This window comes from Lacrimispora sp. YZC11 (genome assembly GCF_057543815.1).
Genome location: NZ_BAAJYQ010000016.1, coordinates 229,181 through 252,787 on the forward strand (window position 1 = coordinate 229,181; position 23,607 = coordinate 252,787).

At 46.2% G+C, this 23,607-nt stretch carries 21 protein-coding genes; all 21 read left to right on the forward strand.

Features of this window, described 5'->3' with window-relative positions:
- Positions 1 to 19 precede the first annotated feature (19 nt).
- The 21 genes from AC27IJ_RS16405 (at position 20) to AC27IJ_RS16505 (ending at position 23,604) form a co-directional block, all read left to right on the forward strand.
- Positions 20 to 937, forward strand: a complete 918-nt coding sequence (locus AC27IJ_RS16405) for a carbohydrate ABC transporter permease (protein WP_487149774.1) — start codon at positions 20 to 22, stop codon at positions 935 to 937.
- 19 nt (positions 938 to 956) lie between these two features.
- A complete protein-coding gene (locus AC27IJ_RS16410; RefSeq protein ID WP_312443571.1) occupies positions 957 to 1,811 on the forward strand; it encodes a carbohydrate ABC transporter permease in 855 nt (284 codons plus the stop codon).
- A 13-nt stretch (positions 1,812 to 1,824) separates the two neighbouring features.
- The gene (locus tag AC27IJ_RS16415; protein ID WP_312501546.1) at positions 1,825 to 2,976 is read left to right on the forward strand and encodes an ABC transporter ATP-binding protein; all 1,152 of its coding nucleotides are present in this window, start codon (positions 1,825 to 1,827) and stop codon (positions 2,974 to 2,976) included.
- 1 nt (position 2,977) lies between these two features.
- Positions 2,978 to 4,087, forward strand: coding sequence for an ABC transporter ATP-binding protein (locus AC27IJ_RS16420; RefSeq protein WP_312443569.1), 1,110 nt, complete (start codon positions 2,978 to 2,980; stop codon positions 4,085 to 4,087).
- Positions 4,088 to 4,113: 26 nt separating this feature from the next.
- Positions 4,114 to 5,187, forward strand: a complete 1,074-nt coding sequence (locus tag AC27IJ_RS16425; RefSeq protein ID WP_312501549.1) for an alcohol dehydrogenase catalytic domain-containing protein — start codon at positions 4,114 to 4,116, stop codon at positions 5,185 to 5,187.
- 176 nt (positions 5,188 to 5,363) lie between these two features.
- Positions 5,364 to 6,218: an L-ribulose-5-phosphate 3-epimerase gene (locus AC27IJ_RS16430; RefSeq protein ID WP_312501550.1), complete on the forward strand. Its 855-nt coding sequence runs from the start codon at positions 5,364 to 5,366 to the stop codon at positions 6,216 to 6,218.
- A gap of 1 nt (position 6,219) precedes the next feature.
- Complete coding sequence (locus AC27IJ_RS16435) at positions 6,220 to 7,728, forward strand: FGGY-family carbohydrate kinase (protein WP_312501551.1); 1,509 nt, start codon at positions 6,220 to 6,222, stop codon at positions 7,726 to 7,728.
- Positions 7,729 to 7,743: 15 nt separating this feature from the next.
- Complete coding sequence (locus AC27IJ_RS16440; RefSeq protein WP_487149778.1) at positions 7,744 to 9,357, forward strand: xylulokinase; 1,614 nt, start codon at positions 7,744 to 7,746, stop codon at positions 9,355 to 9,357.
- 233 nt (positions 9,358 to 9,590) lie between these two features.
- Positions 9,591 to 11,066 carry a stage IV sporulation protein A gene (spoIVA, locus tag AC27IJ_RS16445; RefSeq protein ID WP_312443561.1) on the forward strand — a complete coding sequence of 492 codons (1,476 nt, stop codon included), beginning with the start codon at positions 9,591 to 9,593 and terminating at the stop codon, positions 11,064 to 11,066.
- 44 nt (positions 11,067 to 11,110) lie between these two features.
- Positions 11,111 to 12,712: an MBL fold metallo-hydrolase RNA specificity domain-containing protein gene (locus AC27IJ_RS16450; protein WP_487149781.1), complete on the forward strand. Its 1,602-nt coding sequence runs from the start codon at positions 11,111 to 11,113 to the stop codon at positions 12,710 to 12,712.
- A gap of 15 nt (positions 12,713 to 12,727) precedes the next feature.
- Positions 12,728 to 13,204: a ribonuclease HI gene (gene rnhA, locus AC27IJ_RS16455; protein ID WP_312443557.1), complete on the forward strand. Its 477-nt coding sequence runs from the start codon at positions 12,728 to 12,730 to the stop codon at positions 13,202 to 13,204.
- Between the two features lie 131 nt (positions 13,205 to 13,335).
- Positions 13,336 to 14,199 carry a lysozyme inhibitor LprI family protein gene (locus AC27IJ_RS16460; RefSeq protein ID WP_487149783.1) on the forward strand — a complete coding sequence of 288 codons (864 nt, stop codon included), beginning with the start codon at positions 13,336 to 13,338 and terminating at the stop codon, positions 14,197 to 14,199.
- Between the two features lie 151 nt (positions 14,200 to 14,350).
- Positions 14,351 to 14,500 (forward strand): hypothetical protein, encoded by a 150-nt coding sequence (locus AC27IJ_RS16465; RefSeq protein WP_312443553.1) that lies wholly within the window; start codon positions 14,351 to 14,353, stop codon positions 14,498 to 14,500.
- A gap of 51 nt (positions 14,501 to 14,551) precedes the next feature.
- On the forward strand, positions 14,552 to 17,158 hold the full coding sequence (gene alaS, locus AC27IJ_RS16470) for an alanine--tRNA ligase (protein WP_487150289.1): 2,607 nt from the start codon (positions 14,552 to 14,554) through the stop codon (positions 17,156 to 17,158).
- Between the two features lie 139 nt (positions 17,159 to 17,297).
- Complete coding sequence (gene rpsU, locus AC27IJ_RS16475) at positions 17,298 to 17,474, forward strand: 30S ribosomal protein S21 (RefSeq protein WP_008975787.1); 177 nt, start codon at positions 17,298 to 17,300, stop codon at positions 17,472 to 17,474.
- A gap of 293 nt (positions 17,475 to 17,767) precedes the next feature.
- Entirely contained in the window at positions 17,768 to 18,034 is a 267-nt protein-coding gene (locus tag AC27IJ_RS16480) for a YabP/YqfC family sporulation protein (RefSeq protein WP_312443551.1), read from the forward strand.
- 24 nt (positions 18,035 to 18,058) lie between these two features.
- Positions 18,059 to 19,303, forward strand: coding sequence for a sporulation protein YqfD (gene yqfD, locus AC27IJ_RS16485; RefSeq protein WP_312501596.1), 1,245 nt, complete (start codon positions 18,059 to 18,061; stop codon positions 19,301 to 19,303).
- Complete coding sequence (locus AC27IJ_RS16490; protein WP_312501597.1) at positions 19,290 to 20,306, forward strand: PhoH family protein; 1,017 nt, start codon at positions 19,290 to 19,292, stop codon at positions 20,304 to 20,306. Before yqfD ends, AC27IJ_RS16490 begins: the two co-directional genes overlap by 14 nt.
- Positions 20,296 to 20,793, forward strand: coding sequence for an rRNA maturation RNase YbeY (ybeY, locus tag AC27IJ_RS16495; protein WP_312443546.1), 498 nt, complete (start codon positions 20,296 to 20,298; stop codon positions 20,791 to 20,793). The genes AC27IJ_RS16490 and ybeY overlap by 11 nt, the downstream gene beginning before the upstream one ends.
- Entirely contained in the window at positions 20,790 to 21,944 is a 1,155-nt protein-coding gene (locus tag AC27IJ_RS16500) for a DUF3048 domain-containing protein (protein WP_487149788.1), read from the forward strand. The genes ybeY and AC27IJ_RS16500 overlap by 4 nt, the downstream gene beginning before the upstream one ends.
- Positions 21,931 to 23,604 (forward strand): putative polysaccharide biosynthesis protein, encoded by a 1,674-nt coding sequence (locus AC27IJ_RS16505; RefSeq protein WP_312501599.1) that lies wholly within the window; start codon positions 21,931 to 21,933, stop codon positions 23,602 to 23,604. Before AC27IJ_RS16500 ends, AC27IJ_RS16505 begins: the two co-directional genes overlap by 14 nt.
- Positions 23,605 to 23,607 lie beyond the last annotated feature (3 nt).

Genomic DNA, 23,607 nt, shown 5'->3' on the forward strand with positions numbered 1-23,607 from the left:
TTATAAAGGAGGGGCAGGTTTGGCTCAAAAGACACCGAAGGAAATCAATTATAATGAAATACCGGCCCATGTGCGCAGGCGGCCGTACTATATCATTGCGCCGGGGCTCCTGATCCTGATCGGGATTATGATTCCATTTGCCATAGCGATATTTTTATCCCTGACAAATTACTCGTTCAAAAACCCGAACTTTAAGTTCATCTTTTTTAGAAACTGGATTCGGGTGTATCAGGACCCTGATTTTTACCATTCTCTGTGGGTGACCATCAAATATGGATTCCTTGCAACAGGAACTCAAATGATCCTGGGGTCTGTGATTGCGATCCTGCTTCGGAAGGATACTAGGTTTACCCGGATACTAAAGGTGGTCTTCACCTTTCCGCTGATGGTGGCTCCAGCCATCGCAGTGCTCATCTGGCAGCTGATGACTTCCAACTCGGTGGGCGTACTGGAAAAGTTTGTAAACCTGTTTGGAGTGTACGGATTTAAGTGGGCAGCATCCCAGGATACAGCCATGTTTACTGCAGTGCTCATTGATACCTGGGTAAATACCCCTTTCGTGCTGTTGCTGGTCTTGGCAGGGCTGCAGTCTCTGCCAAAATCCCCCTTTGAGGCAGCCGAGGTAGATGGTGCCAGCTCATGGTTTATCTTTAAAACACTGACTTTTCCCATGCTTAAGCCGTTTATGTACATCGCTCTTTTATTCCGGTTAATGGCGGCACTGCAGGAGTTTGGCATTATTTTTGCACTGACCAAGGGCGGGCCGGGAAATACGCTTATGAACATTTCACTGACGGGCTATATTACGGGATTCCAATTCCAGAAATTAGGATATGCACTTCCCTATCTGCTTACTCTATGGGTGATTGTCAATATTACCGCCAGTTTTCTGGTAAACAGGCAGCGTAAGATGGTAAAGCAGGCCCAGGGATATTAAATCAGGTAGGAGGACAGTTATGGAACATTCCATTGAAACTGCGAAACAAAGAAACGGACTGAAAGAAGCAGCCAGGGAAACCGGACGTAATCTGGGACTTGTGTTGTACGCTCTGTATGCCCTGTTTCCGCTGATCTGGATGCTGATCTGCACCTTTAAAAGCGATACGGAGATGTATAATACGGTTTTCATCTTCCAGCCCACACTTGCTAATTATCAGGCGGTTCTGCTTGGAACGGATTATATCCGGGCTTTCTTTCAAAATATCATTGTTTCCGGCGGGGCGGTTCTGCTTACGGTAGTAGCGGGCGTACCTGCGGCATATGCGCTGGCCCGGTATGATTTCCGGAAAAAAGATGATATTGCATTTCAGATTTTGTCGTTTAAGTTTGCGCCTGAGATCATGGTTATCCTGCCGATTTTCCTGATCTTTCAAAAGATAGGGCTGTATGATACGTATTTTGGCTTGATATGGGTTTATCAGCTGATTACCATGCCTCTTCTCATCTGGGTGGTGCGGGGATATTTTGAGGATATCAGCGTGGAGGTGGAGCAGGCCGCTTCATTAGATGGTTACCGCTGGTATGAGGTGTTTTTAAAGACCCTTCTGCCCTTAATCAAACCGGGGCTGGTTGCCTCAGGACTTCTGGCATTTATCTTTGCATGGAACAGTTTTACGTTCCCGCTGATCTTAAGCGGGTTTAGGATCCAAACCCTTACCATTACATCCCTTCGGTATATTTCTTCTGAAACGGTACATTACGGGCAGGTGGCCGTGGCTGCAACCGTGGCCGTTTTGCCGGAGATCATCGCCTGTCTGTTCATTCAGAAGCATTTGGTAAGAGGACTCAGCTTCGGTGCTGTAAAAGGATAAGGAGGACAAGGGATTGGCAGAAATAGAACTGATTAATGTTACAAAAAAGTACGGAGCAAAAACAGCGGTAGACGGGGTCAGTCTGACTGTGAAAGATAATGAATTCTTTGTACTGTTTGGTCCGGCGGGAGCTGGGAAGACTTCTTTGCTCAAGGTGATCGCAGGAATTGAATTCCCCCAGGAGGGGCTGGTGAAAATAGACGGAAAGATCGTAAATCATGTGGAGCCCATGAACAGGAATGTGTCCATGGTGTTTGAAAATTATGCCCTTTATCCGCATTTAAGTGTTTATGACAATATCGCTTCCCCCATGAGAAGCAGGCTTTATAAGCAAAGCGAGGATTTTATTCGATCCGAAGTCGACCGGGTCACTGTGATGATGAGGATCAACCATCTGCTGGAACGAAAGCCCAGCCAGCTTTCCAATGGGCAGCGTCAGCGCGTGGCGATCGGACGGGGGCTGGTAAGAACGCCCAATGTGTTTCTCATGGATGAGCCCCTAGCCCATTTGGACGCCAAGCTCCGCCATTTTATGCGGCGGGAGTTAAAGGAAATGCAGAGTGATTTTAATACTACAACCATCTATGTGACCCATGATTACATGGAAGCCATGTCTTTGGCAGACCGGATCGCTGTGGTTCATGAGGGGCGAATCGTACAGACCGGAAGTGCTGTTGAAATGTATTATCTCCCCCGCAACGAGTTTGTTGCAAGATTGTTCGGGGAACCTGAGATCAATATTTTCCCGGGTATTATAAGGCTCAATGGTAATCAGGGACTGATCGATGCTTTTGAACAAGTCTCTGTCTTTGAGGTAACTCAAGATGTGATTGAACGGGTCTCACCTTTTGCCGGAAAGCAGATTGATATCGGTATCCGGGGCAGTGACATTGCCTTCCGCTTTGAAAAGCAGGACAGTACCTGGATCAGGGCATTTGTTTATGCCAATGAACCGATTGGAAACAAGGTTATCATGACGGTTCTTGCTGGTGAAAACAAATTGGAGGTGGTTGCCCCCAATGATACCAGAGCTTATATCGACCAGGAGGTTTATTTAAAGTTCAATATGACGAATGCACTATATTTCGATCATTCTTCAAAGGAATTAATTACAAGAGCCGGAAGACAGAAATATGAGGCAAAGAGTCAAAACGGAGGTCAATGATATGGCAGAACTGGTACTTAAGAATGTCTATAAGCGGTATGACAATAAGGAGAAAAAGAAAGCAGCAAACGGATATGCCGTCAATGATCTTTCTTTCCGCTGTGAGGACGGGGAATTCATTGGAATCCTGGGGCCTTCGGGATGCGGAAAATCCACTACCTTAAGGATGCTGGCGGGCCTGGAAGAGATCACTTCCGGGGATGTATTCATTGGCAGAACACGCATCAATCATCTGCTTCCCAAGGACCGTGGGATCGGCCTGGCTTTTGAGGATTATGCCCTTTATCCGCCTTTAACCGTATATGAAAATCTGGCTTTTAATATGCGGGCAAAGAAAAGATCGGAAGAGGAAATCAGAAATGAGATCGGCCGTGTCGCCCCTCTGCTTAAGGTGGAAGACTTACTGCAAATGAAACCAGCTGCCTTGTCCGGGGGGCAGAAGCAAAGAGTCAATATTGCCAGAGCTATTATCCGGCGCCCGGGGCTTTTGCTCCTTGATGAGCCTTTAAGCCATCTGGATGGAAAGATGCGGCAGATGCTGAGGCAGGAAATAAAGAGGATGCATCATGAAATCAAATGCACGACTATAATCGTGACTCATGATCAGATCGAGGCCATGTCCATGGCAGATAAAATTGTCATTATGAAGGATGGGGAACTCCAGCAGATGGGGACTCCTTTGGAAGTATACGATGATCCGGCCAATGAATTCGTAGCCGGATTTATCGGAGAACCGCCTATGAATCTGATGCCGTCGGTCATTAAAATGGACGGGGGCCGATATTACTTTACATTTGAAAACAGCGGATTAAAAGTTCTGGTTCCCGACCGGTATCAGCCGGTGATCAGGGAGGGACTTAAAGTGACTCTGGGAGTCCGGCCGGTGGATGTGTTGATTTCGGATGATCCGGCGACCAGTACACCGGTACCTGTGGCCGTATATGAGAATATGGGTGATGAGCGAAGGATCAGCCTTCGGGTGGGTGACAGCCTGTTAAGCATTACCACCACAGATGATGTATATTATCAGAAAGGCGATGAGGTTTACCTGAAATTCAATTCAGAAAAGACCCATCTGTTTGACGAAAACACCGGAGACCGGATCCGGTAATAAAAAATGAATGGAGGATTTTTAAGATGAGCATTCCGAAAACAATGAAAGCACTTGTTGCATATTCCAAAGATGATTACCGTTTTGAGCCAGCCTATCCAACACCGGAATGCGGTCCGGATGATATCATCATCAAGACCGAAGGATGCGGAATCTGTGCAGGAGATTTAAAATGCAGCCACGGAGCAGCCATGTTCTGGGGAAATGAGGTCCAACCCTCATGGGTAAAACCGCCCTTTATTCCAGGACACGAGTTTTTGGGCGAAATTGTTGAGCTTGGAGAGAATGTGAAAGGTTACCAGATCGGTGAACGGGTGACTGCAGACCAGATCAAGCCCTGCGGGGAATGTAAGTTCTGCAAATCCGGCCGTTACTGGATGTGCCAGCCTCATGATATTTTCGGTTTCCAGCATACCAACAACGGAGGTATGGCAGAGTATGTCCGATATCCAAAAGGTTCTGTGATACATAAGGTACCAAAGGATATGCCCTTTGATGATGCGCTTCTTATAGAGCCTTATGCCTGCTCCAAGCATTGTGTGGACCGGGGGGAAATCGGCTGTGAAGATGTGGTTGTAATCTCAGGTGCCGGAACTCTGGGACTTGGTATGGTCACCTATGCACGCATGAAAAATCCGGCCAGATTGATCGTGCTTGATATGATGGATGACCGGCTGTTAAAGGCAAAGGAATTTGGTGCGGATCTGGTGTTGAATCCAGGGAAAACAGATGTGGTAAAAGCGGTCATGGATTTAACAGAAGGCTATGGATGCGATATCTATATCGAAGCAACCGGCCATCCCTCCAGTGTGGTACAGGGTCTTTCCATGATCAGAAAGTTAGGACGTTTCGTGGAATTCAGCGTATTTGCAGAACCTGCCACCGTGGACTGGTCCATTATCGGCGACCGGAAGGAATTGGACATTGCCGGTGCCCATTTAAGCCCTTACTGCTATCCATTTGTCATTGAGAATATGATGAACGGCAATTTAAAGACAGACGGTGTTATCAGAAATACATTCCCCATTGAAGAATGGGAAAAGGCATTTGAATATGCCGGAGGCAGGCACGGTGACTTTAAGGTAGCAATTAAATTTTAACCGAATCAAGTAAGTCCCTCACTTCAAATAGAAAAGCATTAAGTGGTAGGTGGGGACTTGCCCCAGTCAGGTGGAGGATAAGCTCCACCTGACAAGCAGCGATAGCTGCTATTCGGTTATGGGCAAGCAGCGAAGCGGATTGCGAATATCCGCTTGGCTAAGATAAGGGAAGAGCTATGAACAGTCATAGGGTTTATCGGTTAGGTTTGTATGAAAAAAGTATGCCTGGGGAATTACCTTTTGAAGAAAAGTTTAAGGCAGCGAAAGAAACAGGATATGACTTTATTGAAATGAGCATCGATGAAACTGAAGAAAAGATCAGCCGGCTTGATTTTAGCGATGCAAGGATCCTGATGCTTCAATCCCTTTCTTTGGATATAGGAATCCGGTTCGAATCCATCTGCTTCAGTGCCCAGCGAAAGTTTCCGCTGGGCAGCCTTCTTGACGGCGCGGCGGATGCAGCAGTGGAACTATTTAAAAAGTGTGTGGATTTTGCGGTGAAAATGGGGATTCGGATCATTCAGGCACAGGGATATGATTGTTTTTATGGGGAAACCTCCTCAGCAGAGACCAGGGAGAAATTTCTGGATAATTTAAAGCTTTGCATGGAGTATGCATCTGCCCATGGGGTTATGGTGGGGTTTGAAACAATGGAAAATGAATTTATGAATACGGTTGAAAAAGCCATGTATTTTGTGAATCAGGCAAAAATGCCCTATCTTTCAGTATACCCGGATGTAGGAAACATATGGAATGGGGCGGATGATATATACCAGGACTTAGAATGCGGCCGCAGCCATATCTGCTCTGTTCATTTAAAGGAAACCCTTCCCGGGAGGTTTCGGGAGATTCCCTATGGGGAGGGCCAGGTGGATTTTGAAAAAGTGATCCAAACGACCAGACAGTTAGGCATCCATCGGTATGTGGCGGAATTCTGGTATACGGATGAAGCGGATTACCGAATGACTCTCAAGAAGAACAATCTGTTTTTAAAAAGGTATCTGGATGCTGTATACATGACGGAGGTGTGATATGAAACAATACGTAATGGGTCTGGATAATGGGGGAACCAGCACAAAAGCGGCTTTATTTGATCTAAAAGGAAATCAGATCAGCGTTTTTTCGGCCAGTACGCCCATAGAAACTCCAAAATCCGGTTATACGGAGCGGGATATGGATCTGTTGTGGGAGAATAACCTTCTTTGTATGAAGAAGACAGTGGAAATTGCAAACATCAATCCTGCAGATATCATTGGGGTTTCGGTGTGCGGACACGGCAAAGGTCTGTATGCCTGGGGCATGTATGACCGCCCGGCTTACAAGGGAATCGTATCGACTGATACCAGAGCGTGGGAATACACGGAGAAATGGTATAATAACGGAGTATTTGAACAAGTGTATGAGCGGATATGCCAGCAGCTCATGCCCTGTCAGCAGGCGGCCCTGCTTGCCTGGCTGAAAGACCATAACAGAGATGTTTATGACAATATCCGGTGGGTATTTTCTGTAAAGGACTATATTCGTTTCCGGCTGACCGGAGAAGCGTATTGCGAAGCCACTGATATTTCCGGCTCAGGCCTGCTCAATGTGCGGGATAGGGTATTTGACAGAGAACTATTGGAATGCTATGGGATCGTGGAAGTGTATGATAAGCTGGCACCCCTAAAATATTCTTATGATCTGTGCGGTAAGCTCACTGATGAAGTGGCGGTAAAAACCGGCCTTTTGGAAGGAACACCCGTTGCCGGCGGGATGTTTGACATCGATGCCTGTGCCATTGCAATGGATATCACAAAGCCGGAACAGCTTTGCACCATCGCAGGTACCTGGAGCATCAATGAATTTATCGCAGAAGAACCGGTGCTGTATGGTCCGGTCGCCATGAATTCCCTGTTTGCCATGCCAGGGTATTACCTACTGGAAGAGTGCAGTGCCACCTCTGCAGGGAACTTAGAATGGTGCATGGAGAACTTAATTGATTTTAACGGGATGCAGAAGGGAGAAAGCAGATATGACTTTTTAAGCCGTCAGGTTGAATCGGTTTTACCGGAAGAATGTGATGTGTATTTCCTTCCCTTTCTATACAGCTCCAATGCACACCCCTTGGGGAAGGGGAGTCTGGTGGGGCTTACTACATACCATAAAAATGCCCATATCATCAGGGCCATTTATGAAGGAGTCGTCTATTCTCATAAAACCCATATCGATAAGCTGCTTAAAGTAAGGGATAAGCCGGATGTAGTCCGTATGGCAGGCGGAGTCGTGAATTCCCCGGTATGGGTCCAGATGTTTGCGGATATCCTGGGGCTTCCTATTGAAACCATTAAAGCTAAGGAACTGGGAGCATTGGGCTGTGCCATGGCAGCGACTGTGGCTGCAGGAAGGTTCGCAGACTATGTAGAAGCGGCACGGCATATGGTTCATGTGGAAAAAAAGGTAATGCCGGATATGGAAAAACACGAAATATATTTAAAAAAATACAAAAAATATACGGCAGTCAAAGAGGCTCTTGATATTGCCTGGCCGTTATTTACCGTATAAGGTGGAGGGTGGCTTATGGATTTGGATATTTCTGCAATCAGAGAAGCGATTGAAAACGGAAAAACTTCTCTGGGGATCGAACTTGGCTCTACCAGGATAAAAGCTGTGCTGATAGGGGAAGATCATGTTCCTCTTGCTGCAGGAAGCTATGACTGGGAAAACCGGTATGAGGAACGTGTCTGGACTTACAGCATGGAGGAAGTTAAAAAAGGGCTTACAGGCTGCTACCGGGACCTGGCAGAGGCTGTAAAGGAACGATACGATGTGGAGCTGACTGTTTTAAGTTCCCTGGGAATCAGCAGCATGATGCATGGCTATCTGGTGTTTGATAGGCATGGTGAGCAGCTTGTTCCCTTTAGGACCTGGCGCAACACCATAACCGGAGAAGCTTCTGCCAGACTGACAGAAACTTTCGCTTATCCCATTCCCCAGAGATGGAGCATTGCCCATCTGTATCAGTCCATGCTGAATCAGGAAGACCATGTGAAAGATATCGGTTTCCTGACGACTTTATCCGGTTACGTGCACTGGATCCTCACCGGTCAGAAAGTATTGGGGGTAGGAGATGCATCCGGGATGTTCCCTATAGATATCCGGACCGGTGATTTTAACAGCCGGATGCTGGATCAGTTTGATGAGTTGGCCGAAGAGGGAGGATATTCCTGGAAGCTTTGGGAGATTCTCCCAAAGGTATTATCAGCCGGGAAAACTGCCGGCGTTTTAACGCCTGAGGGCGCCAGACTTCTGGATCCTTCCGGCCGGCTAAAACACGGCATTCCCCTTTGCCCTCCGGAAGGCGATGCGGGAACTGGTATGGCAGCTACCAACAGCGTGGGGCCAAGAACCGGCAATGTATCAGCCGGTACCAGTGTATTTGCCATGATCGTATTGGAGGAGGAACTGACCCATGTATATGAGGAAATCGATCTGGTCACAACCCCTGCAGGAGATCTGGTTGCTATGGTACATTGCAACAACTGTACCTCAGATTTAAACGCATGGGTGTCCCTGTTCGGAGAGGTTTTGGAAGCCATGGGCTTAAAAACAGATACAGGGCAGATGTTTTCCGTGTTATATAACCTGGCGCTGACAGGAGATAAGGACTGCGGCGGGCTTTTGTCTTACGGTTACTTGGCTGGAGAGCATATAACCGGATTTGACGAAGGAAGGCCCCTGTTTGTACGCATGCCTGACAGCAGGTTCAATCTGGCCAATTTCATCAGGGTCCACCTGTTTACTTCTTTGGGTGCACTAAAAATGGGAATGGATATTCTCTTTAAAAGGGAAGGGGTAAAGCTGGATCTGCTGTTTGGCCATGGGGGCCTTTTTAAAACGAAAGGTGTGGGACAGAGCGTGATGGCAGCTGCAGTGAATGTACCGGTTTCCGTAATGGATACTGCCGGGGAAGGAGGTGCCTGGGGAATTGCTCTGCTAGCTTCCTATATGGTTCACAAAGAAGCCGGGGAAACATTGGAGCATTATCTTGGAAACCAGGTGTTTTCCGGTGAGAGCGGAAATCAGGTAACGCCTGATCCGGAGGATGCAGCCGGATTTGAGGTGTTTATGGATCGTTATACCAGTGGTCTGGCAATTGAACGGGCAGCGGTGGATGGGATGAAGCCCCGTTGATAGCATCAAACAAGAACAGATATCAGTTTGTATAACCGGTTGATGAAGGATGGCTAAAGAAGTGTAAAAACTGCTTTGGCCTCCTTCATTTTTTACCATTTTCTCCGGTTCAAATACGATTATAAAAGGGAACAGGAATCACATAGAAAATTCCTGGAAGCAGGGTGAAAAATAAAAGGGAATAATCCTTTCTCCCATGCATATAGTATAACAGCACAGAAGGGGGAATCTTTATGGACAATTATAACGTATACAATGATATCAAAGCCCGAACCAACGGAGAAATCTACATTGGAGTTGTGGGGCCGGTAAGAACAGGAAAGTCGACTTTTATTAAGCGTTTTATGGAATTAATGGTTCTGCCGGGCATGGAGGATGAACACCAGAAAACTCAGACTAGGGACGAACTGCCACAGAGTGCGGCAGGAAAAACCATCATGACCACGGAACCCAAATTCATCCCCAAAGAAGCTGCCATCATCCGTCTGGGAGATGAGATCGAAACAAAAGTCCGCTTGATCGACTGTGTAGGCTTTATGGTAGAAGGTGCTGCCGGCCACATTGAAAATGATGAAGAGCGGCTTGTGAAGACGCCCTGGTTTGATTATGAGATTCCTTTTACAAAAGCGGCTGAAATCGGAACCAGAAAGGTTATCAATGACCATTCTACCATTGGCGTAGTCATAACCACAGACGGTTCCATCGGCGAACTGAAGCGTCCCAACTACATAGCTGCAGAAGAGCGCACCGTACAGGAATTAAAAAACCTGGGGAAACCTTTTATTATCCTGCTTAATTCCGCAAAGCCATATTCCGAGGAAACAACGGCTCTCTCAAAGGATATCAGCCAGAAATATGGGGTAACGGTCATGCCCATTAACTGTGAACAGTTAAAAAAGGATGATGTAAACAACATCCTTGAACGGGTATTAAAGGAATTCCCCGTGACTGAAATGGATTTCTTCATTCCAAAATGGCTTGAGATCCTCCCTGCTACCCACTGGCTGAAGGCCCAGGTCATCCAGGCTGCAAAGGATATGGTGAAAAAGGTATCCCATATGAAGGACGTATCCTCAGACTTATTTGACGGATCAACAGAAAGCGTCCGGTCCATTAAGGTCCAGAACTTAAATATGGCCGACGGCAGCGTTTCCGTTGCCATGGATGTGGATGACAGCTATTATTATCAGATTTTAAGCGATTACGTAGGGCTTCCGATTGAGGGAGAATACCAGTTGATGCAGACCTTAAGTGAGCTTGCTAAAATGAAGGCAGAATACGAAAAGGTCAACCAGGCCATGAGCCAGGTTCGTTTCAAAGGCTATGGAATCGTAACCCCGGAACGGTCCGAGATTATACTGGATGAACCGGAAGTCATCAAACACGGAAATAAATACGGAGTAAAAATGCGGGCAGAAGCACCTTCCATCAATTTAATCAAGGCCCATATCCAGACGGAGATCGCCCCTATTGTTGGAAGCGAACAGCAGGCAGAAGATTTGATCGCCTACATTAAAGAAAATGCAAGAGATAGCGAAGAAGGAATATGGAACACCAATATCTTTGGAAAATCCATTGAACAGATTGTGGAAGACGGCATTCAGCAAAAGGTTTCCCAGCTTACGGAAGACTGTCAAATAAAACTTCAGGACACCCTCCAAAAAATAATTAACGATAGTAATGGCGGTATGATTTGCATTATTATTTAAATTAATGGTATAATACAAAAAACAGGTACAAAAGGAGGGCTTATATGAAATTAATGTTCATCGGCGCAGCCCGCGAGGTAACCGGGAGCTGTCATTATCTGGATGCTGCCGGTTTTAAAATCCTTGTGGACTGCGGTATGGAGCAGGGGATTGATAAATTTGTAAATGTGGATCTGCCGGTCAGCTATGCGGAAATTGATTATGTTCTTTTGACCCATGCCCATATCGATCACGCAGGGATGCTTCCTTTTATCTATGCCAGAGGTTTCCGGGGACGGGTGATCTCCACCGTTGCAACTGCCGACCTTTGCGGAATTATGCTGAAGGACAGCGCCCATATTCAGGAGTCCGAAACAGAATGGAAGAACAGAAAAGCCAGGCGGGCAGGGCTTCCGGAAGAAGAACCCCTGTACGGAATCAATGATGCCATGGGCGTATTGGAGCTGTTTCATTCCTACAATTACAATGAAAAGGTGGAACTGGAGGAGGGCTTAACAATCCGCTTTATAGATGTAGGCCATCTTCTTGGTTCCGCCTCTATTGAAATCTGGATCACAGAAGGCAAAACCTCCAGAAAGATCGTGTTTTCCGGTGATATCGGCAACAAAAACAAGCCCTTAATCCGCGATCCCCACTACATAAAAGAGGCAGATTATGTAGTTATGGAAAGCACCTACGGAGACCGGCTTCACGGTGTGATACCGGACCATGTTTCCGTTCTTGCAGGCATTGTCCAGAAGACCCTGGACAGAAGAGGAAATGTGGTGATACCCGCATTTGCAGTGGGAAGAACCCAGGAGCTTCTTTATATGTTCCGCCGTATCAAGGCAGAAAAGCTGGTCACAGGGCATGACGGATTTGAGGTTTATGTCGACAGCCCTCTGGCAGTGGAAGCAACCCAGATTTTTAAAGATAATCTGGTAGACTGCTATGATGAGGAAACAAAGGAACTGGTTATGAAAGGCATCAACCCCATATCCTTTCCAGGCCTTAAGCTGTCGGTTACCAGCGAAGAATCCAAGAACATTAATTTTAATTCAAAACCAAAAGTGATCATATCAGCGGCAGGCATGTGCGATGCAGGCCGTATCCGCCATCACTTAAAACATAATTTATGGAGACCGGAATGCACCATTGTTTTCACCGGATATCAGTCCATAGGGACTTTGGGAAGAAGCCTGATCGAAGGGTGCAGCGAAGTAAGGCTATTTGGCGAAACCATTCAGGTGGAAGCCCATATAGAACAGATGGATGGGATGAGTTCCCACGCAGATATGGAAGGATTGATTGCCTGGTTGAATGCATTTGAAGAAAAACCACGACAAGTATTTCTGGTACACGGTGATGATCTGGTTTGCAATTCCTTTGAGCAGCTTCTTGAGAAGGATTACGGATACAGGGCAAATGCCCCTCACTCCGGTTCTGTTTATGATCTTTCCCTGGGAAGATGGCTGAATGAAACAGAGGGTATTGCAGTAGTCAAATCACCGGAAATCTCAAAAAAACCAGCGGGAGTTTATGGAAGGCTTTTTGCTGCAGGCGAAAGGCTTTTGCAGGTTATCCGTCATAACGAAGGCGGAGCCAACAAAGATCTTGCCAAATTTGCGGATCAGATTAATTCTTTATGTGATAAATGGGATAGATAAGGAGAACAAAAGAAAGTGACGAAAGTACAATTATTTACCGACGGAGCTGCAAGAGGAAACCCTGACGGGCCGGGAGGCTATGGCGCGGTTTTACAATTTATGGATTCCAAAGGGCAGCTCCACGAAAAAACTATGGCGGCAGGATATGTAAAGACCACCAACAACCGTATGGAACTGATGGCGGCCATTGCAGGTCTGGAAGCCCTGACCAGACCCTGCCAGGTGGAGCTATACTCTGATTCCAAATACGTGACAGACGCATTTAATCAGCATTGGATTGACAACTGGATAAAAAACAACTGGAAGAGAGGCAAAAGCGGCCCTGTAAAGAACATAGATCTATGGGAAAGGCTGTTAAGAGCCATGGAACCTCATCAGGTGACTTTTCGCTGGGTAAAGGGACATGCCGGTCACCCCCAGAATGAACGGTGTGACAAGCTGGCCACAGGCGCTGCAGATGGAGACAATCTGCTGGTCGACGAAGGGATATGACATGGCAGTCATTGGAAAATGTCAAAAACTTACATATCTCTTACAATGTCTTACTAATTGCAGATTCCTATTTTCTTTCTTTTTTATTTGTGATATGTTAATTTCATCAACGCAGGTTAGGATGATATTTCATGAATAAAAATAGAGGAATTTGGATTGTGATTGGAAGCATTCTGGTCATTGGGATCCTCATAACCCTTGCCACATCCAGTTTTGTAAAAAGCAAGGAAAACGTTTCGGATTCTATGGGAATTACCGGATTTTCAAACTCCGAAGTTCCGGATGCCCAAATGGAAGCAAAAAGCTATGGCGGAGCGCCGGAATTGTATTCAGCGGATATAGCGGCCCCTCAGGAAGCACCTGCTTCAGCAGAGGAACCTAAGCAGAGGAAAGCCGGACCGGATGCGGCCCCCCAGGCCGAAACCACCCCGGAGAATAGTGCGCAGCCCGCAGATGCCGGGCTTCGGATGAAAATTGCTGTAGCTTCCGATCAGGCAGAGCCGGCCCCCCAGGCCGTGGAAAACTCTAACGAGGCTTCCACTGAGGAAACCGTGATCTCTCCCATTAGTCCGGATTCTAAAAGCAGGCCGGTTAACTCTGCCGCTTCTTCGGAAGGAGCAGCCTATTATCAAAAGCATTTGCTGGATTTAGATGTCCAGATCAAAAAAATGCGGGAGGAATCGGGAGATTCCAATACTTATTCCATGAAGGCCCTGGCAGATAAAGAGCTAAAGCTGTGGAACAGGGAGCAGAACGCAATTTATGCTTCCATTGTAGAGGAACTGACCGACGAAGATATAAAGTCCCTTGAGACCTCACAGCAGGCATGGATCAAAAGCAGGGATGCAAAGGCAGAGGACGCCGCAAAAAAATACAGCGGCGGAAGTCTGGAAGAGGTTGAGTACACCGCTTCCCTGGCAGAATCCACGAGGGCAAGGGCCTATGATCTTGTAGCGGAATATATGGATGTTCTCTCTTTGAGAGATGACCAGTAAAAGTACGGTGAACACCGTACTTTTTTATTTCTGCAAACAAAGAGCCAGGCCCGGGCAAAAAAATTCCATTGTAACATCTTGATAAATAAAATTCCATATGATAGGATAGTAAAATGAGTGATACTATATGAATTTTCGGGAGGAAAAAAATATGACAGCAATATTCGCAAGTTTCCTGGAGACTGCAATCAAATTCCTGTTCTTTCTGTTTCTTGCATGGGGCGGAATCGTGTGCGGCAAGAAATACAGAGATCATAAAGATGCCGTGAATAACGGAAATGCGACGAAAGAGATAAAATAGCAAACGGAGGACAGTAACGTGAATAACTACGGTGTGAATGAACTGAGGAAAATGTTCCTTGAATTTTTTGAAAGCAAGGGACATCTGGCTATGAAAAGCTTCTCCCTGGTTCCGCATAATGATAACAGCTTGTTGTTGATCAACTCGGGCATGGCTCCCCTTAAGCCATATTTTACAGGCCAGGAAATCCCGCCGAGAAAAAGGGTGACTACCTGTCAGAAGTGTATTAGGACAGGAGATATTGAGAACGTTGGCAAGACAGCCCGCCACGGCACCTTCTTTGAGATGCTGGGAAATTTTTCCTTTGGGGATTACTTTAAGGATGAGGCGATTCACTGGTCATGGGAATTTTTGACCCAGGTGGTCGGACTTGACCCGGACAGGCTGTATCCTTCTGTTTATCTGGAAGATGATGAAGCCTTCGAAATCTGGAATAAGAAAATCGGCATTGCGGCCGAGCGTATTTTCCGTTTAGGGAAGGCAGACAATTTCTGGGAGCACGGAGCAGGTCCCTGCGGACCCTGTTCTGAGATTTACTATGACAGGGGAGAGAAATATGGCTGCGGCAAGCCGGACTGTACCGTTGGCTGCGAATGCGACCGCTATATGGAAGTGTGGAATAATGTATTCACCCAGTTTGAAAATGACGGCAATGGAAACTATGAGGAGTTAAAGCAGAAGAACATTGATACCGGCATGGGGTTGGAGCGTCTAGCCGTAGTTGTTCAGGATGTAGATTCAATTTTTGATATAGATACGATAAAAGCCCTTTTAAACCGTGTTGCTGAACTGGCCCGGACAGAATACACGAAGGATCCTGACGTGGATGTATCCCTTCGTCTGATCACGGACCACATCCGTTCCTGTACCTTTATGATATCCGACGGCATCATGCCATCCAATGAGGGACGGGGCTACGTTCTCCGCCGCCTTTTAAGAAGAGCTGCCCGTCACGGTAGACTTCTGGGCATCAAAGGAAAATTCCTTGCAGACTTATCCTCCACCGTGATTGACTTATCAAAGGATGGGTATCCGGAGCTGGAAGAAAAGAAAGCCATGATTTTAAAAGTTCTGTCCCAGGAGGAAGATAAGTTCAATAAGACCATTGACCAGGGCCTTGCCATTCTTGGGGAGCTGGAAGAGGAGATGGTAAAGAAGAATGTCACCATTCTTTCCGGAGAAAATGCTTTTAAATTATATGATACCTACGGATTCCCCCTGGATCTGACTCTGGAGATTCTGGAAGAGAAGAATTTCGGAGTAGACGAAGAAGGCTTTAAAGCTGCCATGCAAAAGCAGAGGGAAACCGCCAGAAATGCCAGAAAGACCACCAATTACATGGGTGCTGACGTCACTGTTTATCAATCCATTGATCCTGCAATTACAACGGAGTTCATCGGTTATGATAAGCTGACTTGCGACTCCAAAATCCTTGTTCTTACCACAGAAACAGACTTAGCAGAGGCGCTTACCGACGGAGAAACCGGAACCATTGTGACGGAACAGACCGTATTTTACGCTACCATGGGCGGCCAGCAGGGCGATGTGGGCAGAATCGTAAGTGATATGGGCGAATTCAAGGTGGAAGATACCATCCATTTACAGGGTGGAAAAGTGGGCCATGTGGGCAGAATGATAAAGGGAATGCTGCAGACCGGAGATATGGTCACCTTAAAGGTTTGTGAGAATAACCGTCAGAATACGGGGAAGAACCACAGCGCAACCCATCTTCTCCAGAAAGCTTTAAGAGCGGTTCTTGGCAATCATGTGGAACAGGCCGGTTCCTTAGTTGACGGAGACAGGCTGCGTTTCGACTTTACCCATTTCTCAGCCATGACGCCTCAGGAAATCGAACAGGTGGAAACTCTTGTAAATGAGAAAATCAAAGAATCTCTTCCTGTAAAAACGGAAATCATGTCTTTAGAGGAAGCAAAAAAATCTGGTGCAATGGCACTGTTTGGGGAAAAATACGGAGATACGGTCCGCGTAGTGAAAATGGGAGATTTTTCCACGGAGCTTTGCGGCGGTACTCATATTAGTCATACAGGAGTCATCGGCTCCTTTAAGATTCTGTCAGAAACCGGTATCGCAGCCGGAGTACGGAGAATCGAGGCCCTGACCGGAGACGGCCTGATGCATTATTATCAGGAAACAGAAAAAGAGCTTCATGAAGCGGCAAAGGCTGCCAAGACAACACCATCATCCCTGACAGCCAAAATTGAGTCCCTTTTAGATGAAATAAAAGCCCTGAATTCTGAAAATGAAAAGTTAAAGAGCAGGCTTGCAAAGGACTCTCTTGGCAATGTAATGGATCAGGTGAAAGAAATTAAGGGAGTAAAGGTCCTTGCCACAAAGGTACTCGATGTGGATATGAACGGACTCCGCAATTTAGGCGATCAGCTGAAAGATAAATTAGGCGACGGGGTTATTGTACTCGCCTCTGTTCAGGATGATAAAGTGAATCTGATGGCTACTGTAACGGAGGAAGCGCAGAAAAAAGGTGCCCATGCGGGCAACTTGATCAAAGCCATTGCTTCCTTAGTTGGCGGTGGCGGCGGCGGACGTCCGAATATGGCTCAGGCAGGCGGAAAGAATCCGGCAGGAGTAGCTGCATGCCTTGAAAGAGTCATGGAAGTTGTTGCGGAACAGCTGATATAATAAGCAAAACATTAAGAAAAACATGAAAGTTTTTCTTGACGTATGGCAAAATTATGCTATAATCATATCAGTGCTATAAAATACCCAAACAGTTGTATTATGCACAAGTACACAACTGGAGGGAGGTTAGGTGTGAGCTATGTCAAATGTTATCGTTAAAGACAACGAAACCTTAGATAGTGCTTTACGCAGATTCAAAAGAAACTGTGCAAAAGCAGGTATCCAGCAGGAAATTCGTAAGAGAGAACATTACGAAAAACCGAGCGTAAGACGTAAGAAAAAGTCTGAAGCTGCAAGAAAACGTAAATATAACTAATAGTTAAAAGATGAGCCCCTGGTCACATTTTCAAGTGACCGGGGGTTTTTTCGGCTTTTAAGACCATAGAAAAAATTTAAAATCTCGTTTCTGCATACTAAATTAAGAATGGCATGGTTGTACTGTGACGAATTTCCCGCTTCTTGTTTGCATATAGTATAAAGGGGTCAAAAACCCCAAAGCAAGCCAAGGGGTTTTTGACCTCTTACAGCGTTCGCCAGATGCAGGAATGCAGTATTCCTGTGCCGGCTGGTTGCTTGCGGAAATAAAAAGAGAGGAGCAGAAAAGGGATTATGTTTGAGGAATCAAAGGAAAAAGCAGCTTCCGCCTTAAAACTCCCGAAGGATGTGGTTCTGGGAGAGGTGCTTGTATCTTTTCTTGGACGTCATAGCGTTGTGATAGAAAATTACCGGAGCATTATCCTGTACACTGACTCTTCCATCAAACTTCAGGCAAAAAACTGTCGAGTCATCATCGGAGGAAGCAGACTGATGATTGAATATTACACCAATGAGGAGATGAAAATCAACGGTTATATAAAATCCCTGGAATTTGAATAAAAAGGGAACTGGAGGTGTAGCAAAATGCTTGCATGGCTGAATCATTACTTTTTCGGTTATCTTTTTATAGAAATGACCGGTTTTTCCCCGGAACGTTTTCTTAATATGTGCAGCGTTCATGAAATTGAATTGTGGAAAGTCATAAATTCCGGACATTCCTATCAGCTTTTTATGACTGTACAAGGGTTCCGCAAGGTAAAACCCCTTGTACGTAAATCGAAGGTCAGACTTAGGATTTTAAAAAAGTTTGGACTTCCTTTTTTTTTACACAGGAACAAAAAGCGGAAACTATATGCTGCCGGATTTGTAAGCTTTTTCCTGATCCTTTATTCCCTTTCCCTGTTTATCTGGGACATTGAGTTCGACGGGAACCGGATGTATACATACGACACCCTTTTAAAATTTTGTGAATCGGAAGAAATCCGGTATGGCATGAGAAAATCAAAAATTGACTGTGATGCCCTGGAAGAGACCTTTCGAACAAAGTTTCCAGAAATAACCTGGGTGTCGGCAAGGGTATCAGGAACCCGCCTTTTGGTTAAAATAAAAGAGAATGAAGTGTTGTCGGAGATTCCTGTAAAGGATGAAACCCCCTGTGATATCATAGCGGAAAAAGACGGTGTGATCACCTCCATGATCGTGCGCAGCGGTGTTCCAATGGTAGCCATAGGTGATACCATAGAACAAGGACAGACGCTGATCAGCGGCACCCTTCCCATTATCGGAGACAGCGAGGAAGTGATCAACACCCACTTTGTGCGCTCCGAAGCGGATATAACGGCCAGAACAGAATATCATTTTACCAGGCAGATGCCCCTTTTCCGGAAAGTAGACGTAGAAACAGGAAAGGTCAGGAAGGGATATTATATGAAGGCTTTCCGCTTTTCCTTCATGCTTATCCGGCCACGGCCGGAGGGAACTTTCTGGAAGCGGACGATGGAGGAAGAGCAGCTTCATTTATTCCAGAATTTTTATCTTCCCATTTACGTTGGCAAAATAACAGGGAAAGAATATATATCCTACGAGCGTCCCTATACGGAAGAAGAGAAAAAACAGCTGTCCGAGGATATAAACGAGAGGTATAAAAAAAATTTAATAGAAAAAGGGGTACAAATTCTGGAAAATCATGTTAAAATACTAGATAATGAATCTTTATGCCAGATTGCCATAGATTTCGTGGCAGAGGAGCCTGTAGGCAGGCAGGAGGCGTTGAAGATACAAAGAACAGAGGAACCGGAGGAGACAAATCATTTAAATGAGCGTAATTGAGACAATCATAGATATCCCAGCTGAACACGAAAAAAATGTATGCGGACAGTTTGACAACTATCTAAAGAAAATAGAACGAACCCTGCATGTTACCATGATTGGACGGGATGGCGCCCTTAAGATCATAGGATCGGAGCAGATGGTACAGAAAGCAAAAAGTGTATTCAATAACCTGATCGAGCTTTCCAAGCGGGGAAATGCCATTACAGAGCAAAATGTAGATTATGCCCTCTCTCTGTCATTTTCTGAAAGCGATAGTCAGATTTTAGAAATCGACAAGGACATTATCTGCAGAACCATTACTGGACGACCGGTAAAGCCCAAGACCCTTGGGCAAAAGCAGTATGTGGATCAGATCAGAAAGAAGATGATCGTATTCGGCATCGGGCCTGCCGGAACCGGAAAGACCTATCTTGCCATGGCAATGGCCATCCAGGCGTTTAAAAACGGAGAGGTGAACCGGATCATCCTGACCAGGCCCGCCATTGAGGCAGGGGAAAAGCTGGGCTTTCTCCCAGGTGATCTGCAAAGTAAAATAGATCCTTACTTAAGGCCATTATATGATGCACTCTATCAGATCATGGGAGCGGAGAGCTATCTTCACAATGCGGAGAAAGGCTTAATTGAGGTGGCTCCCCTGGCTTACATGAGAGGCCGTACCCTGGACAATGCCTATATTATTCTTGACGAGGCCCAGAATACCACTCCGGCCCAGATGAAGATGTTCCTCACCAGAATCGGTTTTGGATCAAAGGTGATTGTAACAGGTGACTTAACACAAAAGGATCTGCCATCAGGAGCCATATCAGGTCTTGATACAGCCATGAAAATATTAAAGAGAATTGACGACATCGGCTTCTGCCACTTAACCAGCAGCGACGTGGTTCGTCATCCTCTTGTGCAGAAAATTGTACAGGCTTATGAAGATTATGAGTCAAAGAAAAAGCCGGTTGAACGAAAGACCAAAGCCATCGGCGGCAGAAAGGCACGTTATGACGATTAATGTTGAATATGAGGCAGAAAAAAAGCTGGACATCCCATATGAAGATATTATTACAAGGGTGGTAGAAGAATCGCTGGATTATGAAGACTGCCCTTATGAGGCAGAGGTCAATATTCTCATTACCGACAATGAGGATATCCGCCAGATCAATAAGGAATACCGGAATATAGACAACCCTACGGATGTTCTTTCCTTTCCCATGATCGAATACGAAAATCCTTCGGAATTTGAACACTTAGAAGAGACGGCAGACGACTGCTTTCATCCGGAAACAGGAGAACTTTTGCTGGGAGATATTGTGATATCTGTAGATAAGGTAGAAGAACAGGCCGAAAAATACGGCCATTCCCAAACAAGGGAGCTTGCTTTTTTAGTTGCCCACAGCATGCTTCATCTTTGCGGCTATGATCACATGGAAGAGGAAGAGCGGGAGATCATGGAAAAGAAGCAGGAGGAAATCTTAAGCCTGGGAGGATTTACAAGATGATGAAAAAGGTATGGTTTGGATTCGCTGGCATCGTGCTGTCTGCCGCTTTTTTATCCGGCTGCAGTAGAAAATACGAAAAGGTATGGGTTCCGGATCAATCGCTGGAAACCGACCAGGCTCAGGAAACAAAAGAGATCAAAATTAGCAGCAGTGAGTCAGCAGACGATGGGACAGAGGCGAATTCCGGTGAATACTATACCTTTGAAGAACGTACTGAAAAAGATGGAATGATACGCAGCTATCTTACCGGGGAGATGGTGAAATCTGCCATCGGAAACCGGAGGCCGGTGGCAGTGATGATGAGCAATGACAAAGAAGCTCTTCCCCAATACGGAATCAACCGTGCCGGAGTGGTTTATGAGGCACCGGCAGAAGGGGGTATGAACCGTTACATGGCTATTATGGAAAATTATGATGATCTGGACCGGATTGGCTCCGTCAGGAGCTGCCGCACCTATTATACATATTTTGCCCGTGAATTTAATGCCATTTACGCCCATTACGGGCAGAGTACCTTTGCTAAGCCTTATCTGGCCAATGTGGACAACATCAACGGGCTTGATGGCATCGGCACGGTGGCATATTTCCGTTCCAAAGACCGGAAATCTCCCCACAACGCATATACCAGCGGGGAGCGGTTAAACAAATCCATCCTACAACTGGGATATTCGGAAAGCTACGACCCGTCCTACCGCGGCCACTACCGCTTTGCGAAAGAAGGCCGTAAGGTGACCCTTGAAGGAGTAAATGGCGTCAGCGATGCCTATAAGGTCTATCCGGGCTACGTGCTCAATAAGCCATGGTTTGAATACCATGAGGAGGACGGGCTTTATTACCGGTTCCAGTATGGGGCTCCTCACAAGGGAGATGAAGGCCAGATCAAAGTTAAGAATATTATTCTTCAGTACTGTCCTGCCGCCCATTATGCAACGACAGAATATTTAAACATCAACGTACAGGATGACTCTTATGGCTGTTACGTAACAGAAGGCCGTTCCATCCCCATAAAATGGACCAAGGATGGAGAATTCGGCCCAACACATTATTACGACATGGAGAATAACGAGATTATCCTGAACCAGGGAAAAACCTGGGTATGCATTATTTCCGCACAGGATTCTCCCAATGTAAAGTTATATGGAAAAGAATAGGACAAGCAGAAAACAGGCAAAAAGGGGATCTTCTAATTTCCTGATCCAGGGAGCCATCCTTGCGGTGGCTGGTATTATCGTCCGGGTCATCGGTATGTTTTACCGCATCCCTCTGGCGGATATTTTAGGGAATGAAGGAAACGGTTATTACAGCTCTGCGTTTACGATTTATTCCCTCCTTTTGATTGTATCCTCTTACAGCCTGCCTACGGCAGTATCGAAGATGATCGCCACCAGACTGGCGAGAAAAGAGTACCGCAACTCCACAAGGGTATTAAAGGTGGCCCTGTTTTACGGTACCGTGGCAGGAGGGCTGGGAGCTGCCGTGCTCTGGTTTGGAGCAGACATATTTGCCAGCCGTTTTTTAAAGATGCCTTATACCTTCTATGCCTTAAAGACGCTGGCCCCTACCATCTGGGTGATTGCCTATCTTGGTGTGTTCCGGGGATATTTCCAGGGCATTGGGACTATGCTTCCCACGGCCATATCCCAGGTGCTTGAACAGATCGTTAATGCGATCATCAGCGTATATGCAGCCTCCAGGCTGTTTCAGGCAGGGCTTCGGTCCAATCTGGTTCACGGTTCCACGGAATACTCCTTTGCCTTAGGAGCGGCGGGAGGAACCATTGGTACAGGAGCAGGGGCCGTGGCTGCCCTGCTGTTTCTCCTGCTTATTTTATTCAGCTACTTTCCGATCATGAAAAAGCAGGCAAGAAGGGACAGGACAAGACGGCGGGAATCCTATGGAGAACTTTCCGGCGCTCTTTTCATGACGGTCTTTCCCATTGTATTAAGCAGCGTGGCTTATAACATCAGTACAGTGATTGACAACAGCATTTATGGAAACGGCATGGCGGCCATGGGTATGGGTGCATCGGAGATCGCTTCCAACTGGGGAGTAATCGGGAAGTACCAGCTTCTTTTTAATATTCCGGTTGCAATTGCCAATTCTCTTTCCTCCGCCCTCATCCCCTCCCTATCAAGGGCAATGGCGGAAGGTCAGAGAGGACAGTTAAAAAGCAAGGTATCCATGGTGATCCGTTTTTCCATGCTCATTGCCATACCGGCTACGGTAGGCCTTACCGTACTGGCAGGACCTATCTGTAATCTGTTATTCAGCAGAAATGACAATTCGGCCCTTATTAAGATGATGATGTACGGATCTGTGGCAGTAGTGTTTTTCTCCCTTTCCACAGTGACAAACGGAGTATTGCAGGGCATCAACCGGATGCAGACCCCCTTAAAGAATGCGATCATTTCTTTGATCCTCCACGTCATCATACTGTGTGTCATGCTTTTCGGATTCCGGCTGGGAATCTACAGCGTAGTGTATTCCAACATCCTGTTTGCCTTTACCATGTGTATGTTAAACGGGGCAGCAATCCGGAGATTTTTGAATTACAGACAGGAATATAAAAAGACCTTTATCCTTCCCATCATGGCATCGGGAGTTATGGGAGCGGCTGCTTACGGTACCTATTTTCTGGTGCATCTGACCTTGAAGCGCAATGTGTTTGGTGTTCTTGCTGCCATAGCTGTGGCGGTGGCGGTTTATGGAATTCTCCTTTTAAAACTGCGCTGCGTTGATGAATCGGAGCTTTTAAGCGTCCCCGGAGGGAAGAAGCTGGTGCGCATTGCAAGAAAATTCCATCTTATGTGATTA

What these genes read in the sequence shown, in the direction of transcription:
- AC27IJ_RS16460 (WP_487149783.1), top strand. Translation starts at nt 13,336, where the DNA reads ATGAATAAAAATAGAGGAATTTGGATTGTGATTGGAAGCATTCTGGTC.
- alaS (WP_487150289.1), top strand. Translation starts at nt 14,552, where the DNA reads ATGTTCCTTGAATTTTTTGAAAGCAAGGGACATCTGGCTATGAAAAGC.
- AC27IJ_RS16465 (WP_312443553.1), top strand. Translation starts at nt 14,351, where the DNA reads ATGACAGCAATATTCGCAAGTTTCCTGGAGACTGCAATCAAATTCCTG.
- AC27IJ_RS16450 (WP_487149781.1), top strand. Translation starts at nt 11,111, where the DNA reads ATGAAATTAATGTTCATCGGCGCAGCCCGCGAGGTAACCGGGAGCTGT.
- spoIVA (WP_312443561.1), top strand. Translation starts at nt 9,591, where the DNA reads ATGGACAATTATAACGTATACAATGATATCAAAGCCCGAACCAACGGA.
- AC27IJ_RS16435 (WP_312501551.1), top strand. Translation starts at nt 6,220, where the DNA reads ATGAAACAATACGTAATGGGTCTGGATAATGGGGGAACCAGCACAAAA.
- yqfD (WP_312501596.1), top strand. Translation starts at nt 18,059, where the DNA reads ATGCTTGCATGGCTGAATCATTACTTTTTCGGTTATCTTTTTATAGAA.
- AC27IJ_RS16505 (WP_312501599.1), top strand. Translation starts at nt 21,931, where the DNA reads ATGGAAAAGAATAGGACAAGCAGAAAACAGGCAAAAAGGGGATCTTCT.
- ybeY (WP_312443546.1), top strand. Translation starts at nt 20,296, where the DNA reads ATGACGATTAATGTTGAATATGAGGCAGAAAAAAAGCTGGACATCCCA.
- AC27IJ_RS16440 (WP_487149778.1), top strand. Translation starts at nt 7,744, where the DNA reads ATGGATTTGGATATTTCTGCAATCAGAGAAGCGATTGAAAACGGAAAA.
- AC27IJ_RS16480 (WP_312443551.1), top strand. Translation starts at nt 17,768, where the DNA reads ATGTTTGAGGAATCAAAGGAAAAAGCAGCTTCCGCCTTAAAACTCCCG.
- rpsU (WP_008975787.1), top strand. Translation starts at nt 17,298, where the DNA reads ATGTCAAATGTTATCGTTAAAGACAACGAAACCTTAGATAGTGCTTTA.
- AC27IJ_RS16420 (WP_312443569.1), top strand. Translation starts at nt 2,978, where the DNA reads ATGGCAGAACTGGTACTTAAGAATGTCTATAAGCGGTATGACAATAAG.
- AC27IJ_RS16430 (WP_312501550.1), top strand. Translation starts at nt 5,364, where the DNA reads ATGAACAGTCATAGGGTTTATCGGTTAGGTTTGTATGAAAAAAGTATG.
- AC27IJ_RS16410 (WP_312443571.1), top strand. Translation starts at nt 957, where the DNA reads ATGGAACATTCCATTGAAACTGCGAAACAAAGAAACGGACTGAAAGAA.
- AC27IJ_RS16425 (WP_312501549.1), top strand. Translation starts at nt 4,114, where the DNA reads ATGAGCATTCCGAAAACAATGAAAGCACTTGTTGCATATTCCAAAGAT.
- AC27IJ_RS16500 (WP_487149788.1), top strand. Translation starts at nt 20,790, where the DNA reads ATGATGAAAAAGGTATGGTTTGGATTCGCTGGCATCGTGCTGTCTGCC.
- AC27IJ_RS16490 (WP_312501597.1), top strand. Translation starts at nt 19,290, where the DNA reads ATGAGCGTAATTGAGACAATCATAGATATCCCAGCTGAACACGAAAAA.